At 57.6% G+C, this 18,327-nt stretch carries 17 protein-coding genes and 1 tRNA gene; 1 reads left to right on the forward strand and 17 read right to left on the reverse strand.

Features of this window, described 5'->3' with window-relative positions; translation table 11 throughout:
• Positions 1-129 precede the first annotated feature (129 nt).
• From NITMOv2_RS20415 to NITMOv2_RS20470, 12 genes are all read right to left on the reverse strand, one after another.
• Positions 130-4,455 carry a pilus assembly protein gene (locus NITMOv2_RS20415; RefSeq protein ID WP_053381613.1) on the reverse strand — a complete coding sequence of 1,442 codons (4,326 nt, stop codon included), beginning with the start codon at positions 4,453-4,455 and terminating at the stop codon, positions 130-132.
• A 58-nt stretch (positions 4,456-4,513) separates the two neighbouring features.
• Positions 4,514-4,804, reverse strand: a complete 291-nt coding sequence (locus tag NITMOv2_RS20420; RefSeq protein WP_145976456.1) for a hypothetical protein — start codon at positions 4,802-4,804, stop codon at positions 4,514-4,516.
• Positions 4,805-4,822: 18 nt separating this feature from the next.
• Positions 4,823-5,437, reverse strand: coding sequence for a hypothetical protein (locus NITMOv2_RS20425; protein WP_053381615.1), 615 nt, complete (start codon positions 5,435-5,437; stop codon positions 4,823-4,825).
• 6 nt (positions 5,438-5,443) lie between these two features.
• Positions 5,444-6,670 carry a PilW family protein gene (locus tag NITMOv2_RS20430; RefSeq protein WP_053381616.1) on the reverse strand — a complete coding sequence of 409 codons (1,227 nt, stop codon included), beginning with the start codon at positions 6,668-6,670 and terminating at the stop codon, positions 5,444-5,446.
• A gap of 37 nt (positions 6,671-6,707) precedes the next feature.
• Positions 6,708-7,232: a type IV pilus modification protein PilV gene (gene pilV, locus NITMOv2_RS20435; protein ID WP_053381617.1), complete on the reverse strand. Its 525-nt coding sequence runs from the start codon at positions 7,230-7,232 to the stop codon at positions 6,708-6,710.
• Between the two features lie 22 nt (positions 7,233-7,254).
• Positions 7,255-7,794 (reverse strand): GspH/FimT family pseudopilin, encoded by a 540-nt coding sequence (locus NITMOv2_RS20440; protein ID WP_187299455.1) that lies wholly within the window; start codon positions 7,792-7,794, stop codon positions 7,255-7,257.
• Positions 7,795-8,026: 232 nt separating this feature from the next.
• On the reverse strand, positions 8,027-9,823 hold the full coding sequence (locus NITMOv2_RS20445) for a GspE/PulE family protein (protein ID WP_053381619.1): 1,797 nt from the start codon (positions 9,821-9,823) through the stop codon (positions 8,027-8,029).
• Between the two features lie 25 nt (positions 9,824-9,848).
• Entirely contained in the window at positions 9,849-11,279 is a 1,431-nt protein-coding gene (locus NITMOv2_RS20450) for a hypothetical protein (protein ID WP_053381620.1), read from the reverse strand.
• Positions 11,280-11,311: 32 nt separating this feature from the next.
• The gene (locus tag NITMOv2_RS20455; RefSeq protein WP_053381621.1) at positions 11,312-12,043 is read right to left on the reverse strand and encodes a PulJ/GspJ family protein; all 732 of its coding nucleotides are present in this window, start codon (positions 12,041-12,043) and stop codon (positions 11,312-11,314) included.
• Complete coding sequence (locus tag NITMOv2_RS20460) at positions 12,040-12,480, reverse strand: type IV pilus modification PilV family protein (RefSeq protein WP_053381622.1); 441 nt, start codon at positions 12,478-12,480, stop codon at positions 12,040-12,042. The genes NITMOv2_RS20455 and NITMOv2_RS20460 overlap by 4 nt, the downstream gene beginning before the upstream one ends.
• 11 nt (positions 12,481-12,491) lie before the next feature.
• On the reverse strand, positions 12,492-12,938 hold the full coding sequence (locus tag NITMOv2_RS20465; protein ID WP_083448259.1) for a GspH/FimT family pseudopilin: 447 nt from the start codon (positions 12,936-12,938) through the stop codon (positions 12,492-12,494).
• Between the two features lie 237 nt (positions 12,939-13,175).
• Positions 13,176-13,946 carry a prepilin peptidase gene (locus tag NITMOv2_RS20470; protein WP_053381624.1) on the reverse strand — a complete coding sequence of 257 codons (771 nt, stop codon included), beginning with the start codon at positions 13,944-13,946 and terminating at the stop codon, positions 13,176-13,178.
• Between the two features lie 214 nt (positions 13,947-14,160).
• Between NITMOv2_RS20470 and NITMOv2_RS20475 the strand changes: the two genes are divergently transcribed.
• The gene (locus tag NITMOv2_RS20475; RefSeq protein ID WP_053381625.1) at positions 14,161-14,439 is read left to right on the forward strand and encodes a response regulator transcription factor; all 279 of its coding nucleotides are present in this window, start codon (positions 14,161-14,163) and stop codon (positions 14,437-14,439) included.
• A 3-nt stretch (positions 14,440-14,442) separates the two neighbouring features.
• Here the strand turns inward: NITMOv2_RS20475 and rlmB are convergent, their stop codons facing one another.
• The 5 genes from rlmB to NITMOv2_RS20500 form a co-directional block, all read right to left on the reverse strand.
• Positions 14,443-15,213: a 23S rRNA (guanosine(2251)-2'-O)-methyltransferase RlmB gene (rlmB, locus tag NITMOv2_RS20480; protein WP_238590408.1), complete on the reverse strand. Its 771-nt coding sequence runs from the start codon at positions 15,211-15,213 to the stop codon at positions 14,443-14,445.
• Positions 15,188-16,663, reverse strand: a complete 1,476-nt coding sequence (gene cysS, locus NITMOv2_RS20485; RefSeq protein WP_083448260.1) for a cysteine--tRNA ligase — start codon at positions 16,661-16,663, stop codon at positions 15,188-15,190. The genes rlmB and cysS overlap by 26 nt, the downstream gene beginning before the upstream one ends.
• Positions 16,664-16,670: 7 nt before the next feature.
• Complete coding sequence (locus tag NITMOv2_RS20490) at positions 16,671-17,297, reverse strand: DedA family protein (protein WP_053382181.1); 627 nt, start codon at positions 17,295-17,297, stop codon at positions 16,671-16,673.
• Between the two features lie 5 nt (positions 17,298-17,302).
• Positions 17,303-18,115 carry a 5'/3'-nucleotidase SurE gene (surE, locus tag NITMOv2_RS20495; RefSeq protein WP_083448401.1) on the reverse strand — a complete coding sequence of 271 codons (813 nt, stop codon included), beginning with the start codon at positions 18,113-18,115 and terminating at the stop codon, positions 17,303-17,305.
• An 87-nt stretch (positions 18,116-18,202) separates the two neighbouring features.
• Positions 18,203-18,279 (reverse strand) — tRNA-Pro (locus NITMOv2_RS20500).
• Positions 18,280-18,327 lie beyond the last annotated feature (48 nt).

Raw genomic sequence — 18,327 nt, forward strand, 5'->3', positions numbered from 1 at the left:
GAAAACCCGATCTTTGATACGAGAAGAGACGGCTCATAAGGAGAGTTGACGTACCGAGCATATTGCGCCGGGATGTCACTGCGTGGGACACCCCAGCGCAAGGGAGGTTCGTTCCCCGAGTAAGAATCCTTAATCTCGCTGATGAACCCAACTGACAAACCGGCTGTAATACCCGGTTAAGGTCGTGTCCGTCTGTATAGCGGCGCCTGTACTGCCTTGATTGTTGTAAGTTGCTTGCTCGCCAAGATGCATGGTCCCAGCCGATGCTAAACCTACTCCTAGATCTATTTTTGTCGTCACATTAGTATTCGCGCCGGATGCGGTCGTGCCGATAACAGGAACCGTAGAAGCTGTGCCGGTCTTATAGAACAAGGCGTATAGATAGCTATTGCCATCTGACGCACAAAAATTGTTGGTCGGCGAGAAAGTTGGGAAAAAGATGGTCCCCGCGATCAGCGTTGGATTGACCACGGACCTTTCTGATGCATAGTTCACTCCAGCTATGGTGACAGGGCCCGGCAAGGTCACACGCCAGCCGTCTTTACTCTGCACTAGGCCGACCATTGAGGTGGTTCCGGTCCCATTGAAGGTTGTTACCCCAGGATTTGTCGGATCGGTCACCTGGGTCGTGCTGCCGCTGCAGACCAGGCAGATGACCGCGTTTGTTACATCTACCAGATCACTGTCCCAGCAACTGGTCGTGCTCGTCTCCGAGCACGACCCATTCACGACCGAATCTTTTATGCCATACAGTCTCTGAATATTGTTATCGACTTTGTCAGTATTGCCGAAATATCGTCCAGTTCCAAAAAACACCCATACCATATTCGCATCGTCGATCGTGACAGCCGGTGCGGCGGCTGACGGTCCAACCTCCACGGTCGTTCCGCTTGAGGCATCATAAAAGTTGTCGATGACTTCGGTCGGAGTGCGATTGCCACCACTCGCGATTCCCCACGTCGTCGGAGAACAAGGCGCCGCCGTACAACTCATCTTGAGACGATAGAGCTTCCCGCGCCACGGTAACGATCCGTCATGAATCGTTCTTGCGGCGTAGGCCACATCGGTCCGCCAATCCAAATCTTTGTCAACAGCTACGACATGCCCCATAAACGATCGCCATGATCCGATCGGCATCGTGGTCACGCTGCCGCCCACCGCGGCAATCGGTCCATTCTTAAGATCCACCGCGTACAACTTCGCCGTCTGTGAAGGAGACGACGGCAGATCAGCCTGATAACCATTCGGACCCGAACCGAAAATCACGTACCACTTTTCGTTAGTCGGATCGATGGTGGCATCACTCGTTGGATTCATTCGCGCGACGGCCGGATACGATGTCGTCAGGCCTAACCCGCTGTCGGAGAATGTCCACAGCAACTTCGGACTAACTTCCGGGTTGGTGACGTCGAGCACGAAATATGCGCTGTAGAACGTCCTCGGAGTTCCGCCGATCGTGACCGTCATGGGCGGCGCACCCGAGCCGGCTGCACATTGTCCGCAGCTCCCTCCCATACGGAATCCCCCTATCAGAATAGTTCCCCATCCACCTGGATGATCGGCATCCGGCGTGAAAATTCTTGCTTCGGTGACGGTCGGCTTGAGATCCACATAATACACGTGCGTGTAGTCGGTCCTCGCCAACCATTGCAGTTGCGGCAATAGCTGATAAGGGATAAACGACCACAATTCCGCTCCCAGGTTTGGCCCGCTCGAATTGTCAGTCGGATTCTTGGTGTACCACCCATGCTCAACTACCGCCGGGGTAGTGGGGTTATCGCCTTTGTGGTAATAACCCCCATTAAAAGCGTGCAGCATTCCGTCATTGGCGCCAACATACACAACCTGGCGCCTCGTTCGGTATTGCTGATAGAAAGTCGTATACGTCGGATCTCCATACAAGAGATCATACCGAGCTTTGGGTGCCGCCACGATTGTTGGAGTTGAATGGATCGGGTCACCCAATTTCCAAACACTGTACGACCCACTGCCAATCGGAACCTCGAGCATTCTCGTCCGCATGCCCGACACTTCTCGCCCAAGAATGAATTCGATAAGGTTGGAGGCGTTCGACCCTCCTGAGCAGGTATCTCCAGCATAACGGAGATACTCCCGAAGACTTGCGCAGTTCGCGGTGCTGAAGTCCATCTGCTCGCCCGGATCCACCACCCCGTCATTATCCGTGTCGACCCAAGTGAGCACCTTGCGAGCACTCCAGTTCGTGAGCGCCAGCTCCTTTCCCGCTTCCCATATCGGTTTGATGGATTTGAGGTCACCGGTCACAATGGGAGTCGTGCTGTCCGCCAATCCATCTCCATCCAAATCTACAAACTTATCCACTAGTACTTTTTGATAGGTAGGACTTAACGGGTTGTTATCGTATCGGCTCGTGACGATGAGATCTTGCTTATAATCGAGCACTCCGTCTTGAACGGTATCTTCGCGAAAGTTGCCGAACGAGTCGACGAACAGGGCATGCGTGTAACCTGACCATTTGACGTTCGCTCCATTCTGACCCACATCACTCGTGAAGAAATAGGCCTGATAGATAGAGCCTTCACCGGTGGACGATGTAGCCAAGACCGAGATAGAGGTACCAGAGGCGCTTTTTCTCAAAATTGCGGTAATGGTTGCCATCAAGCGTTCCTGTAAATCATCCACATTTGACGATTCGAAATAATTGTCAGGAATCCCGTCTGTTCCAGGAGCACCTGTCGCGTTGATGACCTTGTCCCACTCCGATACAAGATCCGGAATATTGTTTCCGTTTGTATCCTCGAAGCCGCCGAGCTGCGCTGTGTGCATCAAGATTTCGCGCGCCGCGATATTTCCAAAGGCATAGAACGTGTAGAAGGTGATGTTTTGGAGGCCCGGCAAACAGTGACCAGCGACATTCAGCACGGCAATCGTCCCATCGGCGCTGCCGTTACAAGGCCGGAGGTCATTGATATGGGCCCAGTAGGCGACATCATCCAAGTAATGATTCCCGAAGCTAGGATAATCGGTTTTGTGCTCCCCCAAGAGATACTGAGCGGTCGTGGATTGATGCGCATTGCATGTTGTATCGATTGCCGCGGTGGGACTACTGGTGTCAGCGCCCGTACAGTGAATCCCGTGCAGACCATGCGCATAATCCTGGAGTGAAGCCGGGATGTTAGTATCTTGGGTCGGCTCGCCATCTGTCACGAGAATCACGAAAGTCTTGCAGCAACTCACCTGAGTGGATGTCGAAGCCCAGGCGGGAGTATGGTTGCTTCCGAAAAAGAAGGGGTCGCGGCCGCAAGCGTTGGCAATGTAGCCCGCTGGGCAGACCTCTGGAGACGTGAGAGCTGAGATTTCAGATGGGCCGATTGATCCCACGCCCGTTCCTTGAAATGCAACACCATTGGAGTTCCCACCGGCGTAAGCAATGGGATATACATAGGCTGTTGAAAGATAAGTCGAATTGATTTGCGCCACATAGCGGACGGTTTCATAGATTGATTCAGACAGAGGCGTCCATGTGGAGGGGAACGATTCTTGGACCGCATCCACCATGGCGGCCATATTCGTATTGAACGTCTCCACTCCCGATCCAGAGAAGTCAATTGTCTGACGAGATCCGACGCCGACCAACATCCTGGCTCCATCGCCGGTCGGTTTGAATTCAAATAATCCGAACCGCGCTTGAGCGCCGATCTGCTGAATGACGCCAGTAGGCTCGGTACTATATCCGATCTTAAGTTCGTACCTTCTGATGCTGTACCCATCTCCACAATTAGAGTTAAAAGTACTATCGTTGTCGATACAGAAGTATGCGCCTGCCACACCGACATAAAGAGTAGCTGGATTCCCGCTTCTGTCGGCCAATGGGATGCGCCCAACATATGTGGTTGCACCGGCTCCTCCGGCGTAGTCGACATCGGAGAGTTCAGTATTCACGCCGTTAGCTTGCGCCCGGACGGTCTTCAACGCCGGCGTTCCATACGCCGGGCATGTTCCATCCGCAGCCCTTGCCATAAAACAGTCACCACCAATCATCGCTTTCTTCAGCGCATCGAACCGGCGGAACGTCGCGAAGTTGAGAAAATTTCCGTCCCATTCAGTATCAGGACAGGCCGTCGCCAACGAGGCTTTGACCGTCCCCGGTTCGAACCGGGCGTCCGTCGTATCATAGGTGTAGCACTGCAACGAATCGAAGTACCCTGTGAAGTTAAACGTGTTGGAGAACGGCCTATCACCGGCATCCCTACAATCCCCGTCTGCGGGATTGGACAAGTCACAGGCCAAGCCGCTCATACTTCCGGAATTGTCCAGGACTAGTATGATATTCGGCATGACCTGATCGCTGACAAACGGGGGCACTGCATAATATTGATCCATCGTCTGAGCCGTGGCCGTCGCCGCAGGCCATGCCCATCCCGCAATTAGCGACAGTATGACGGCTCCACGAAGTGCAGTGTTCCGGCGTTTCATGGCACCCTCCCTCAATCCCTGTTCCCTAAAGTGTCCGGACTTACCATCCAACCGACCTCTAGAGCGGCAGATACAAGACAATCTGATCGATCTTGTCTGCCGTTCCCTTGAGAAGATGGTATTTGACTTCGATATCGACTCTAAAATCGCTGGTCGTCAGGGGGTCTCCGTGCCGATCGAGAATCACGGCGTCCGGAGTCAGGCTGTACGTCTTATGATCGATCTGGAAGGAGGTCTCATAGATGGCGGTAATCTTTCCATCGCGGTTGGCTATTACGGCGACTTGTTGATCACCATCCGCCCAGCATGGGGTGGACATCAAGGTGAGACTGACGATCACTACAGCCATGAGCCTTGTTTTCATTTCTTAGACTCCGCTTCTCTTTGTGCACCCTTCACCGGTCTTCTGCAAACAATCAAACGTGACGATCACACGACTCGTCGCGCCTGTCGCAGCATTGGCCGCCGTGCAATCCACGCGATAGAACTGATCGAATGATGGTTGCTCATCACCTGACTGCCCTGCCGCGTTGTCGCCTGTTCGGAGTTTGGAATATAGAAAGTCAATGTCACCGTTAATAACATAGTTATTCACGTTCATGGTCAGATTCGGCGAATTACCGGCGCCAACGGCCACGTCGGGATTATTTCTCAGCGTGCCGTTGATTTCCTGGCTGAGAAAAGCTGCGTTTGCTGCCGGCACAGGTCCCAACGGAGAGACGAGTGCCGCCGGCATTGAGGTGTCATCTAGAGCCATGTTGATGACTCGGACGGCCGTGCCGACGCAAGACTCGGCAGCATGGGTTCCCTCTTCCACCATACGGACAGCGCCTGCCATGGAGTTTTCCAGCCCGGTCATAGTTAACGCGGCTACTCCTAGAACGCCGGTCATGAGCGTCATGATCATGACCGCCATAAAAGAAACACCCCGTTCATCGGCCACGATGCGTAGCGATTCGATGAATAAATAGATGGGCAGCATAAGTGTTTACCTTTGGTTTCGAAGCTCCACTGTCCGTGTGAGGATGCGCCGGCGGAATTGCATATACGCTTGCTGCTGGGCCGCAGAGGTGTTGTCGCCGAGCGCAAACACTCCGGTGGCGTGATTGTGATCGCTGATCGTTGGGATCGTCGTTGTATTGAGCATCACTTGGTTCGCTTCGCCCATGCCCTGATCAGTCCTTGTTTGACGGGCAACGATATTGATCTGCACCATTCTGATCGTATTCGGAGTCATGTAGGTTCCATAGGGTCCGGCCGTTCCAAACCAGTTCCGGTCCGTAATAAAATCTCCTTGATCAAACATGTTGGACAGATTGAGATCGTCTACTTGCCCGTCCGGAGTTCCCGTGTTCACTCGTGGATCGCACCCATCGCAGGCATAGGCAAGTTGGAGGTCCTCAACCCCGTCCATGATCGGCGTGCAGTTCGCCCCTGCTTGATTACAGTTTGGAGGACCACCAGGGCCGACGAGCGCGACGGGAACCGCCCCACGAACCAGGCATGGTGCGTTGCCTTGGCAGATGCCGAGCGCGTCAGGGGGAGGAATAACTTGATAAGTGATGCACTGCACAAGATACACTTGCGTCCCATTGCCGAACTGAGTCGGAGCCGGTATTGGAGGATTCAAATTAAGCCCGCCGGCGTTCACACCAGCGATTGTAGAACCGGCCGCGCCGGCGAGCGACACTGTCATCCCCGGCAACGCCGCTGCACCGCCTGGAATGGCATTTCCCATCGCTGTAGTTGCGTTGGCCGGCATCGGGACCGCTACGATGGGGTTGTTCGTTCCACCTATGACGCCCGCAGCACCCGCAGCGACCTGCCAGAGCGCACCGGCGGCGGTGATCGAGTTCGTCATTGGCACAACAAGAGAAATGGTGTCCGGCCCAAAATCGGCGCCGAGCGGATTATTATCCCCCGGCACAATGGCGGCCGGAGTCCCATTGACGTGACATCCTCCCACAGCGCCACCCATCAGCCCTTGCATACCGAATCCGGCAAGCTTGATGTCGGCGGCGAGCATATCGAGGGCGTTTCTTGCCGTCGCTTGAGTGTTGCTCACTTGTCCCGACGCTCGTGTCGTCTTCTGACTGATGGTCAACGCTCCAAATCCGGCTGCGAGGATGGCCGTAGACATGGCAGCCGCAACCATCACCTCCGTTAAGGTAAATCCGCTCTCTTCAGTACTTTGACGATTCCGGGACTGGATCATGGTTCCCTCAGTTGCTGCATGACTTGGCGGAATCTTTCTACTCGGGAACAATTTGGGTTTGGAACGCCACGGTTCTAAGGCGTTGCCCCGCGCTACGGTCGTTCCACTGGATTTGCACATTTACTTGGACGGCAGCCGACGTCGATGAAATCGGAAGGACGGGAGTGACTTGCACGACGCCCTGCACGTTCAACAGATTTGTGGCGTTCACCAGTGTTCTCCACTGCGTGCAATCTCCCTGAACCGCGCGCGTCGTCGCGGTCGATAACGTTTTCCATGGAAAGGGAGATGGTGGGGGCGGAGCGGGCATTCCCCCTGCCAGACAGTTCCCGGCTCCGGCTGTCTGAAGATTGTTGTATGCCCAAGCATAACGCCGGTTATTCTGGATGCGCTCCATCATGTCGGAAGCGACATTGGTTACGATCGAGAGATCGTTAGCATCCACGTTCTTGGTAAAAGACATTCCTTGCATGGCGGCCATTCCCAGCACTCCCACCGCCAAGACAGTGGCGGACACCATCACTTCCATAAGCGTGAAGCCTTTGTCGTTCTCAAGCCTCATCTTGACCTCATAGCCGCTCCGTCTACCCGCTGACCACACAGGGGACGATATCCCGTGTGCACCATGTCACTTTGCCGGACGGAGCGAGTGAAATCGTATAGATCAGATTTGGAACTCTCGTACTCTGGAGTCGGAGCGTCTGGACGGCAAGAGGCGTGGTGCTTAAGCCTCTCGGTGTAAACCCGATCGGCTGACCTGGAGACGGCAAGGGAACGACAGGGGCAGCAGGAAGCGGCTGCACCAGCTGCACGGTCAGCGGCAATATCTGGCCGCCCAGCTGCGGCACATTGAACTGCATTTGCCATTGCCCGCCGCCAAGACTTGTGGGCGTCGCAACTACCATTGCATTTCGGCTAATTGCTGCCGATCGAGCGAACACGAATCGATTATAGAGTTCCGTCGTCGTCTGAAAGAGCTCATGGCGGGCATACATCGCCGTGAGATTCGGGGCTGCCAGGGCAGCGGCGATGCCTATAATTGCCGTGACAATAGCGATTTCAATAAGGGTGAAGCCCTCTTCTTCAGAAAGAAATCGATGCTTTCTAGAGGTGGAGTGCAGCATGGCGGTGCCTAACCGAGCAAGGGACATGCCGCTGACTTCAAGCGCGAATAGCTTTCTAAGCTCTTGAATTAACGGACTTAGCGTGACGGTAGACGTAAGGTGACTCGGCCATTTTTCGTTGGAACAGACGACAAATTTCGGCGTGCTCGGTGTGCGGTTTTGTTCAGGTGAGAAACCGATGGAAGATGAATTGACTGGGTCGGGGTTCGTTAAAGCAGCCTCTTAATCATCATTATTTCATCGCCACGGCTCGCACTTGTCGATAGGTGGTGAGACCTTGAAGCACTTTCTGAATGCCGTCCTGCACTAAAGTGACCATTCCTTGACGCCTCGCTAACTCCAGAGTCTCGGCCGTTCGGGCTTTGGATTGAATGAAGTTCTTGATCTCTTCCGTTCCGGCCAAAAGTTCATGAATAGCCACGCGGCCCTTGAATCCGGTGTTATTACAAGCATCGCAACCGCATCCGCGATAAAGCATGAAGTCTGCTGTGTAACTGATACCAAGCCCGTCCCAGTCTTGCACTCCATAGCCTTGCATTAACTCCTCATATTCCTGGCGTGTGGGATGATAGGCTTCTTTGCAATGTTCGCAGATGCGCTTGCAGAGGCGCTGCGCGAGGACGCCGAGCATCGCGTCGGCGAAATTGAAGGAGTCGCAACCCATATCAAGGAGTCGCGTCACGGTTTCCACCGCACTGTTCGTATGGAGGGTGCTCATCACGAGATGGCCCGTGAGGGAAGCTTCGATGGCGACGTCGGCGGTCTCCTTGTCCCGCATCTCGCCGATCATGATGACATCCGGGTCCGCGCGGAGGAAGGACCGCATCGCAGCGGCAAAAGTCAAACCGATTTTCGGATGGACTTGGACTTGTCGGAGCCCCTCTTGGGTAATTTCGATCGGATCTTCTGCTGTCCAGATCTTTCGTTCGTCCGTATTGATGTGCTTCAGCATGGCATGCAAGGTGGTGGTCTTGCCGGAACCGGTCGGCCCGACGCACAAGATCATTCCATATGGTTTCTCTGCCAGCGCCTTGATTGTGTCCAGGACTCCGGGTGAGAAATCCATGTCGTCCAATATCATGCCGCCCTTGTTGGTGAGCAATCGCATCACCACGTCCTCGTTCGCGCCGGCCGTCGGCAGGGTAGCTACCCGCAGCTCGATTTCCTCCCCCTCCGGCAGCGTATAGCGGATCTTTCCGTCCTGGGGCTTCCGGCGCTCGGCAATATCCAGGTGGGCCATGATCTTGATGCGCGAGACGATGGCGCGGCGATAGGCCGCGGGGATTTTCATGTACGTTGAACAGGAGCCATCTATCCGAAACCGCACGGCTGTCTCTTTCCGCCCGGAGTAGGGTTCAATGTGCACATCAGAGGCGCCGAGGCGGTGCGCGTCGGCGATGATTTGGCTGGCCAGCCGCACGATGGCCGAGTCGTTCTCGTCGATGTGGGAGGCTTCCGCCTCGCCGGCCCGCTCCAACGCGGCCTCGGTAACCAACTCGCCGATGATCGCCGCGATCGAGCCGGTTTTGAGCTGCCGAGTCGCCGCGGTGAGAAACTGATCGATGTCGCACCGCAGGGCGATCCCCATTCGAATGACGCTGCCGGGGAACGCCCGCCGGATGTCCGATTGTTTTTCGACGTCATGCGGATCGTTCATCACAACATGGATGCCATCTCCTTCGCGTCTTAACGGCATCCAGGCGTTTCTTCTGAAATAATCGAGGCTCAGATTTTTCAGTAGCGCTGGATCCGTGACGGTTCGCTCATGATACGGAATGTACGGATAGCCGTAGTGTTCGCTGAGCGCGGCCCCTAATTCGGCCTTCGGCACGTGGTACTGGTTCAGCAAGATGCTCTCGATGTCTCTTTGGCAGGACGAGGCCTCCACCGCCGCTGCTTCGAGATCCATCCGGCTGACAAGGCCCTTCAGCACGAGACGATTGAGCCTCATATGCTCGCGATGGAGCTTGGACCGGTGCGGGCTCCGGCTCAGCTCGTGTTGCTCTTCGATGCCGCTCAATCCCGTCATGCTGATCCTCCTGGTAGATTGGAACTCAATACCGAGCCATCCACGTGCCGGGCGCCGGATACACCACTGGCAGGCCCTTATACAGACCTTGCCCGTAATCGTGGTTGTACCAAACCTCCAGCGAGCTTCCCGTTCCGCCAGAGGTAATCGTCCCCTCTGTCGTCACCGCTCCGAACAGCCGGACCTTACCAGAGACGGTGATATTGCCTGCGGCGTACACTAGACCGTTCATCTGTATGCCGGACAGCTGGACCGGCACTCTGATCATGGCGCCGTCCTGAGACTGTTGGGGCGGGCTGAGCACCGACAGACTCTGGCCTGCTGCCGTCGGTGCCAACACCACATGACCCTGGACGACGACCGCTGCCTCCAAATACGGAGCGCGTATCGTGACGGTGCCCATGTTATCGGCGCGGGGAGCTGTTTGATCCAGCGTATCGATGAAGATCAGCCCGCGATGATCACCGACCGACTGAGAGCGAAACACGTCATCTTGAGCCACGCCGTGGCCTGGAATAATGATCCCCTTCGGGTACAAGAGGCCTTCCCGATCGATGGCAAAATAGCTCCCATGCCGCTTGGCAATCCGCTTGAGTTCTTCGTACGGCCATAGATCCATGTGCACTCCTGGGAGAGGATTTTGTTTCAGGTGTGTATTGGGCGGAAGCTGGGCCTGTGGATTTGAAGATGGATGCGTGAGATGAAGGTCCTCTCCGATCCAAGCCTCCATCCAGCGATCTTCGCGCGCGGTTTCGTCATAGGGACGACCGCTCACCGGTGCCAGCAATGTCTTGGTCGGAATCTCATTGCCTGTGGTGAGGACGAGCCTTCCGTTTACCTTGAGATCTCCCCAATGGACGGCAACGGCAGATTCCTCGCCGGCTTGCTGAAAGCCGAGATCCCGCCCCACTTGGATCGCGGCCCGTAACGGAGGGACGTCGAGCGCGCCGAGTTGGAGCCGTATAGATTGGAGGGAACGGCTGCCCTTGACCGTCACCGTGGCATCCACTGTGGCGAGAAGTCCCGGCCTGGACGGCCCATACACTTTCAGTTCTTTGACGCTCCCCAGATCGTCCAGCGAGGCGAAAAAGCCGCTCGCGAGTCCGGTGAACTGGCTTTCGTCGAAGGCAAGATCCGGATGGTCCGCGGTCCCGACGAACTGCGAGCGACCGGCTGGGTCAAAAAACGAGGCCGCTCCGCCCGCGTTGCGGTTCCGTTTCGCCATCACCGTCGCGACTGCCGGAGAGGCCGGTTGATTGCCGTGAAACCAGCCGACCACCGCGTCGGCTGCGGCATCCGCAAGTTGCTGGGCGACGGCGGCGTCTCTCCCGGCCGCGGCGCTTACGGACTCCTGGCCCGCGAGGTTCAGAAGCGTCGCCCCCAGCAGAGCCAGGATCAGCATAATCATCAGCGCGCCGAGAAGCGCCACCCCTTGTTCATTGCTTCGGTCCCTCATAGCCCTGTCTCCTCCTTTGCCGTGCCCCGCGCCTACGATCGCAGGCTGACCTCTCGAATGACCTTCGTCGTCGAGCGGGGTAGTATAATCGCGATGATGACGCGGCTCACTTCCGAGGGAGACTGCGCCGCATGCCCTCGCTTGTCCCAATAGGAAAACTCCATCGCCCGAAGGTCTTCGATGAGCGTGCTCGCCCCACCATCGACCATACGCATCAGCCGCAGGGTCCCGTCTTCTTCGCGCTTCGAGTAATAGGACACCCGATTCGTCACTTCCACGGAGGCCCCGGCCGGCATGGTGAGCCCCAGCGGCTCGACAAGCGACAGCTGCGATCGCTGGCCGGTCCGAGCCAGCCGATGGAGCTCGCATCGCTGCGCTCCGCAGACCGTCACAGACTTCCCGGCACCCCAGCCCCTGCCGTCTTGCACGGGAAGCGTAGACTGCCCCACCAGCACGACGCTCGTCGTCGTGGTGTGGAGGCCGCTGACGTTCGCAGAGAACGACAATTCATCGGACGCGATGTTTACAAGCGATTCAGCCGCGGCCAGGCGAGCCTCCTGCTCAAATACCTCCAGCCCCAGGCGAAGCTCTTGTTGCCCGGCAACGGCGCGATACTGCCGATTGGCATGGGCATTGAGCATGGTAAACGTGTCCCATGTCGCGGCCAGCACGATGGCTCCCGCGGTCAGGCTCACCAGCAGTTCCGTCAAACAGAAGCCGCGCGCATCGGTGATCCGGGCCGGTATGATATCCTGCGTCGTCATCGCGGCCCCACATAGGAGGGGTTGGCCCGCAGCGTCGCCAAGCGAACGGTCTTCTGCCCGCTCGGGGCGGCGTAGGAAGCCACGGCTTCAATCTTCACGAGGGCCGCGGCGCTGAGCGGGCCACCGCGGTCAGCTTGGAGAGTCCACACGAGAGTCACGCCGTTCTGCTCGCGCATGGCGGAATACAGCCCGTCACCATTGTCTGTCATCAGGACCTCCGGGACTCCGTCATGATCGAGATCGTCCTCCAGCAGTGACTGCCACCGGACGGAGCGTTTAGCTTCCAACCTGGCTTGCGCGAGGGCCAGGGCTCTCGTGCTGAGGCCCCCTTGAGTGATGTGTCGGGACCCTACTTCTACCGCGCTCATCGTGCCCAAGAGCACGACTCCGGTAATCACCATCGCTATCATGACCTCGACAAGGCTGAATCCTTCCATGGATGCCGGCTTCATAGGATCGAGACCCGTCCGGTGAGACTCACCGTCAACTTACGCACATGACCCGCATGGTTGCGAACCTCAATGGTCGTCGCCGTGGCGGAGCGGCCGCTGGGGTGGAACAGGATCTCCGGCCCCGCAGTCGGCTCCGCAATCTCCACACCTTTGCCCTCGTAGCGATACAGGCGGGGCGGCCTCGTTTGGCTCGTCAATTCAGCGGAGATGAACCGCCGCTCTTGATCGAATACCAGGCGGACACGATCACGCGACGCGATCGCCAGTTGCCGTGCAAGGCGCAGCTCCGACGCAATCTCCTCGGTGACACATTGGAGCTCGGTGCGGGACTGCAACGGCAAAAAATGCGGTCCGGCCATTCCGGTAAGCATGCCGATGATGGCCACCACCACCATGATTTCCATCATTGTTTTTCCGTCCTGCTCCATGGGGACCTTTCTCATTTCGCTTCACTCGACCAGCGGGATAGCGCTACATCAAAAGCCGTGCCTCCACATAATGACAGGAGCTACGCAGCAGGCCTGTCCACAAAATCCCCATAAACACGCGGGGGAACGGCAACAGATCGGCGTGTGAGAAGCGGACGCAGAGGTGGATGGAACGTTGAGACGGTTGTGCCCGAGGAGATACGAGAGCGTGAAGAAATGGATACAGAGAGCGCCCCGGGGAACGAGCCGGGCTTATCCGGTCAACAAGCCTTGGTACCAGTCAACAATCGATTGTCCGAAAAACAGAGCCACGAGGGCGCCGCACACCAGGAACGGCCCGAAAGGAATATAGTCCTCCCGCTTGATGATCCGGGCTGCGATGAGCGTGAGGCCGACTACTGATCCCAAAAACGAGCCGACCATGATGGTCATGAGCGCCGGTTTCCAGCCGAGAAAAGCGCCGATCATGCCCAACAGTTTGATGTCACCCCCTCCCATCCCTTCCTTGCCGAACAAATAGGGGCTGGCCCAGGCGAGCAGCCATAGAATTCCGCCGCCGACCACCAGCCCGATTACCCCATTCGTCAAGCCGATCGGCAGGACAGTCGCGGCGCTGAGGAGACCGACCGCCATACCGGGAAAGGTGATCGCATTGGGAATGATCTTGTGGGACAGGTCCGTGCCGGCTACGACCAGCAGGGCCGAGTACAATGCCGCATAGGCCACCGTGTGCCAACCTGGTCCGAAAAACCACAACAGCGCCACATACCCGATCGCATTGAGCGCTTCTACGGCCGGATAGCGCCAGGAAATCCGGCTCGTGCAGTGTCGGCACCGGCCCAGCAGGACAAGATAACTCACTAGCGGCAGATTGTCGTACCAGGCGATAGGATGGGAGCAGACGGTGCAGTGCGAACCGGGCCAGGCCACCGACTCTCGGCGAGGCAGGCGGTAGATGCACACATTGAGAAAGCTGCCGATGACGGCCCCCATCAAACCGACACTGAGGTATAAGAACCACATCGTCACAGTCCCGACATCGCACAGAAGAGCAGGCCTAGGCGGCTCCCTAGGAGGCCTTCGCCAGAGGCTTAGTAAGGATACTAGGGCCGAAATGCTTGCATTTACATTCCTGAGGAGCCGTCCCTATAATTGATTCCGTAGCGTGGCATTGAAGTTCTCGCCACTGATTCCAGTATACCCCCGTCAACGGCGGATCAAAGGAGAACGGAGCATCATGGCCAAGACAGTCGGAAAGCCGCGGGTTCGAAAGTCTCTGGCGGACCTTGAGCCTCCTCCGCGCACCAAACGACCGGAGTCCCTCACCTCGCGCGAACAGGAGATTCTGGAATTGATCTGGGCCGGTTTCAAGAACAAAGAAATCGGTCAGCGGCTCAAGATCAGTGTAAAAACCGTCGAGGCCCACCGCGCGAACATGATGAAGAAGATGCGGGTATCGAATACCGCGCAGCTGCTGAAAACCGCGATCCAGGGCGGCATCCTCAAAATCAAATGATCCCTATGGCTTAGCGGGAGGCAGGTCTCGCTGGCGGACCGCCTCGAACAACGCGACGGCGGCGGAAGCCGACACGTTCAACGATCGGACGTGGCCCTTCATTGGAATGCCGATGCGGTCATCGCAGTGCTGGAGGACTCCCGGCCTCAAGCCTTTCCCCTCTCCGCCGAACACGAAGCCCACCGGCCCGCGCATGTCGATGTCGGTATACCACTTCGTCGCCGTCGGATCGAGTCCATAGATCCACACGCCGGCTTCCTTCAAGCTTTCAAGGAGACGCGACGTATTGGTCACGCGGGCCACGGCGATGTGATCGATCGCGCCGGCCGAGACCTTCGCGACGACGGAGGTCAGGCCGGCGGCTCTCCGTTCCGGGATGAACACTCCGTGGACCCCGGCCGCCTCCGCCGTGCGCAGCACCGCCCCCACGTTGTGGGGATCTTCCACCCCGTCGAGGATGACCAACAACGGCGGCTCACGTCGCTTCGCCGCCCGCGCCAAAATCGCCTCTTCGGTTTGGTAGGCCGCGGCCGCGGCGAAGGCGACAATCCCTTGGTGTTTCCCCCCGGGGACCAGGCGATCGAGCGAAACCGCCGGCTGAAGCAACACGGGAACATGCTGCGCCCGAGCCAGCTTCACCAAGTCCGTAAACTGTTTGTCGGTCCTGACGACCAGCAGCCGCTGCAACGGCCGGGCGCCGGCCCGAAGCGCCTCCCGCACTGCATGGAGCCCGTACAGGATCTCTTGTTCACCGTTTCCAGCGGCTGGTGCCATCCGGCTTGTCCTCGATGATGATGCCGTGGTCAGTGAGCTGTTTCCTGATGTCGTCGGCCTTCTTGAAGTCTTTCTTGCGGCGGGCGTCGCTTCGTTGGCTCAGCAAGGCCTCGATTGCGTCGTCGGAAAGTTGATCTGTGATTTTTACCGCCACTGCACTGCCTGAGAATGACAAAGACCCTGTGCCCGGAGAAATCATAAACTGCCACTTATCCAGCTGAAAAAGCCCTAGCACCTTGCCAAGCGAACGAAACGCCTCTCTTGCTGCAGATCTTGCTTCTCTAGATAACCCTTTTGGAAACAGCTTATTTACTTCATTGCGTAAGCTTTGGAGCTCTGCTATGGCCACGGGAGTATTGAAATCGTCGTCCATCCCGCGTTGGAAACCTGATCCAGCATAACGAATTTGAAACATAAGCTGTTCATACGTTTGTGGCGGGCCTTCCCCTTTTTCAGATAGCCGATTAAAGAGATCATAGAACCCATCGAGAGCCTGCTTTGCTTCTTTCAACGCTTGGTTCGAGAAATCTAGAGGGCTATGGTAGTGCGTTGAGAGTAAAAAGTACCGCAGAACCTCGCCGGTGACCTCTTCCCTCCATTCCGATTTCTCAAAAATCTCCCGGATGGTAAAGAAGTTCCCCAACGATTTGGACATCTTTTCCTGATCGATCTGCACAAAGCCGTTATGGACCCAGTACCGCGCGAACTCTTTGCCGGTGGCGCCGCAGGACTGCGCGATCTCATTCTCATGGTGGGGAAAGATCAGGTCCATCCCGCCGCCGTGAATATCGAAGGTCTCGCCCAGATGCTTGATCGACATGGCGGAACATTCGATGTGCCACCCGGGCCGGCCCGGCCCCCAGGGGCTGTCCCAGGCCGGCTCGCCGGGCTTGCTGCTCTTCCAGAGCGCAAAGTCCATGGGATGACGCTTGCGCTCGTCGACCTCCACTCGCGCGCCGGCTTGGAGATCGTCCGTCTTTCGTCTGGACAGGCGCCCATAGTCGGGATACTTCGCCACTTCAAAATACACGTCCCCGTCGATCTGATAAGCCATGCCTTTGACGACCAACGTGTGGGCCAGCCGGATGATGTCGGCCATGTGGTCAGTCGCCTTCGGCTCAATCGACGCCGGCCGGACGCCCAGTTTGCCCATGTCTTCATAATAGGCTTGGATGAATTTCGTCGTGATCGTCTCGCAGGAGACGCCCTGCTCGTTCGCCCGCTTGATGATTTTGTCGTCGACGTCCGTGAAGTTCTTCGCAAACTCGACGCGATACCCGGAATACTCGAGATAGCGGCGGATGACATCGAAGACGAGCGCGCTCCGCGCATGTCCGATGTGGCAATAGTCGTAGACCGTCACGCCGCAGACATACATGCGCACGGTGCCGGGGACGAGCGACTGAAACGGTTCTTTTTTTCCGGTGAGGGTATTATAGATCGTCAGCACGCGATACCTATTCCGCGGTGGCCCGCCGCTTGGGCCAGTGGGACCACACAAAGAATGCCAGCGCCGCTGCGAGGCCGAGGCCGATCACGACGTCAAACTGATGGAAGTACACCCGCAAGTCTTCCCATCGCTCGCCCATCTTCACACCGACGTATGCCAGGAGCCAGCACCAAGGCAGAGCCCCGACGAACGTAAACAGCACGAAGCGGGGGAAGTGCATCCGCGCGATCCCGGCCGGGAGCGAAATAAACGTCCGCACGACGGGCAACATACGGCTGAAAAACACCGCCGCTTCGCCGTACTTCTGAAACCAGCGGTCGGCCATGTCGAGATCCCGGTGTGAGACTAGGACATAGGCCCCATATCGTTCGACAAACGGACGCCCGCCCCACACTCCGGCATAGTAGGCGGCCACGGACCCGACGACGTTGCCCACGGCGCCCGCCAGGGTCACGCCGAGCATCGTCAATTCCCCCGTCGTCACCAAGTAGCCCGAGAACGGCATGATGATTTCGCTGGGCAGCGGAATGCAGGCGCTCTCGATCGCCATCGTGAAGAGAATGCCGCCGTACCCGAACCTCGAAATGCAGGCGATGACGAATCGGCTCAGTTCCGTGATGATCGCTTCGATCAGTCCGCTCACTGGTTCCCGTCCTTCTGCCGGCCGGCCGCCCGGCTTGCCGCCGACAACCGCCTGCGTCTCGGCCGGAACATCGGCTCCCAGGAACGAAACCGGTCGAGCACCCCATAGTGCGTCACGTCGAGATGGATGGGCGTGATGGACACATAGCCCTCCTCCAGCGCTTCGTGATCGGCGTCCTTGCTGCGGCTCCAAGACATGCGGGTCCCGGCGATCCAATAATAGGTCCGCCCGTGCGGATCCTGCTTTTCGATGATCGGATTGTGGAATCGCCGCCGGCTTAGGCAGGTAATGCGTGCGCCTTTGATCAAGGCCCGCGGCCGATTCGGCACATTCACGTTCAGCAGCGTTTCTTCCGGAAGGCCTTGGTCCAGGACGAGCCGCACGACGCGCGCCGCATAGGCCGCTCCAACGGCAAACCGAAACGCATCCCGGCCTTCTTGAGACACGGCGACCGACGGCACGCCGAGAATCGTCCCTTCCATCGCCGCGGAGACCGTTCCTGAATACATCACGTCGTCGCCGAGATTCACGCCTTTATTGACCCCCGACACGACGATCGCCGGCGGCTTGGGCATCACCTTGAGCAGCGCCAGATTCACGCAATCCACCGGCGTGCCGTTCACCGAGAACATGCGGTGAGCCACGCGATGCACCCGCAAGGGCTTGTGGAGCGTCACGGCATGAGCCACCGCGGTCCGTTCACGGTCTGGCGCGACGACCCAGACCTCGCCGAGCGCCGAGAGCGCCCGGGTCAGCGCGGCGAGTCCCGGAGAAAGAATGCCGTCGTCGTTGGTGACGAGGATGCGCAGGCCCATCTCCTACCCATACAAAAGCTGCACGGGACAAAAAAAGCTGCACGAGGCAGCTTTCTCGATTCAACAGACGATCGCGATGATTGGTCGGGGCGGCGGGATTTGAACCCACGACCACTCGCACCCCAAGCGAGTACGCTACCGGGCTGCGCCACGCCCCGACATATCCGTGCCTATTGTCCCCTGGAAGTCCCTGGAAAGGCAATGGG

It is taken from the genome of Nitrospira moscoviensis (assembly GCF_001273775.1).
Classification (GTDB): domain Bacteria; phylum Nitrospirota; class Nitrospiria; order Nitrospirales; family Nitrospiraceae; genus Nitrospira_D; species Nitrospira_D moscoviensis.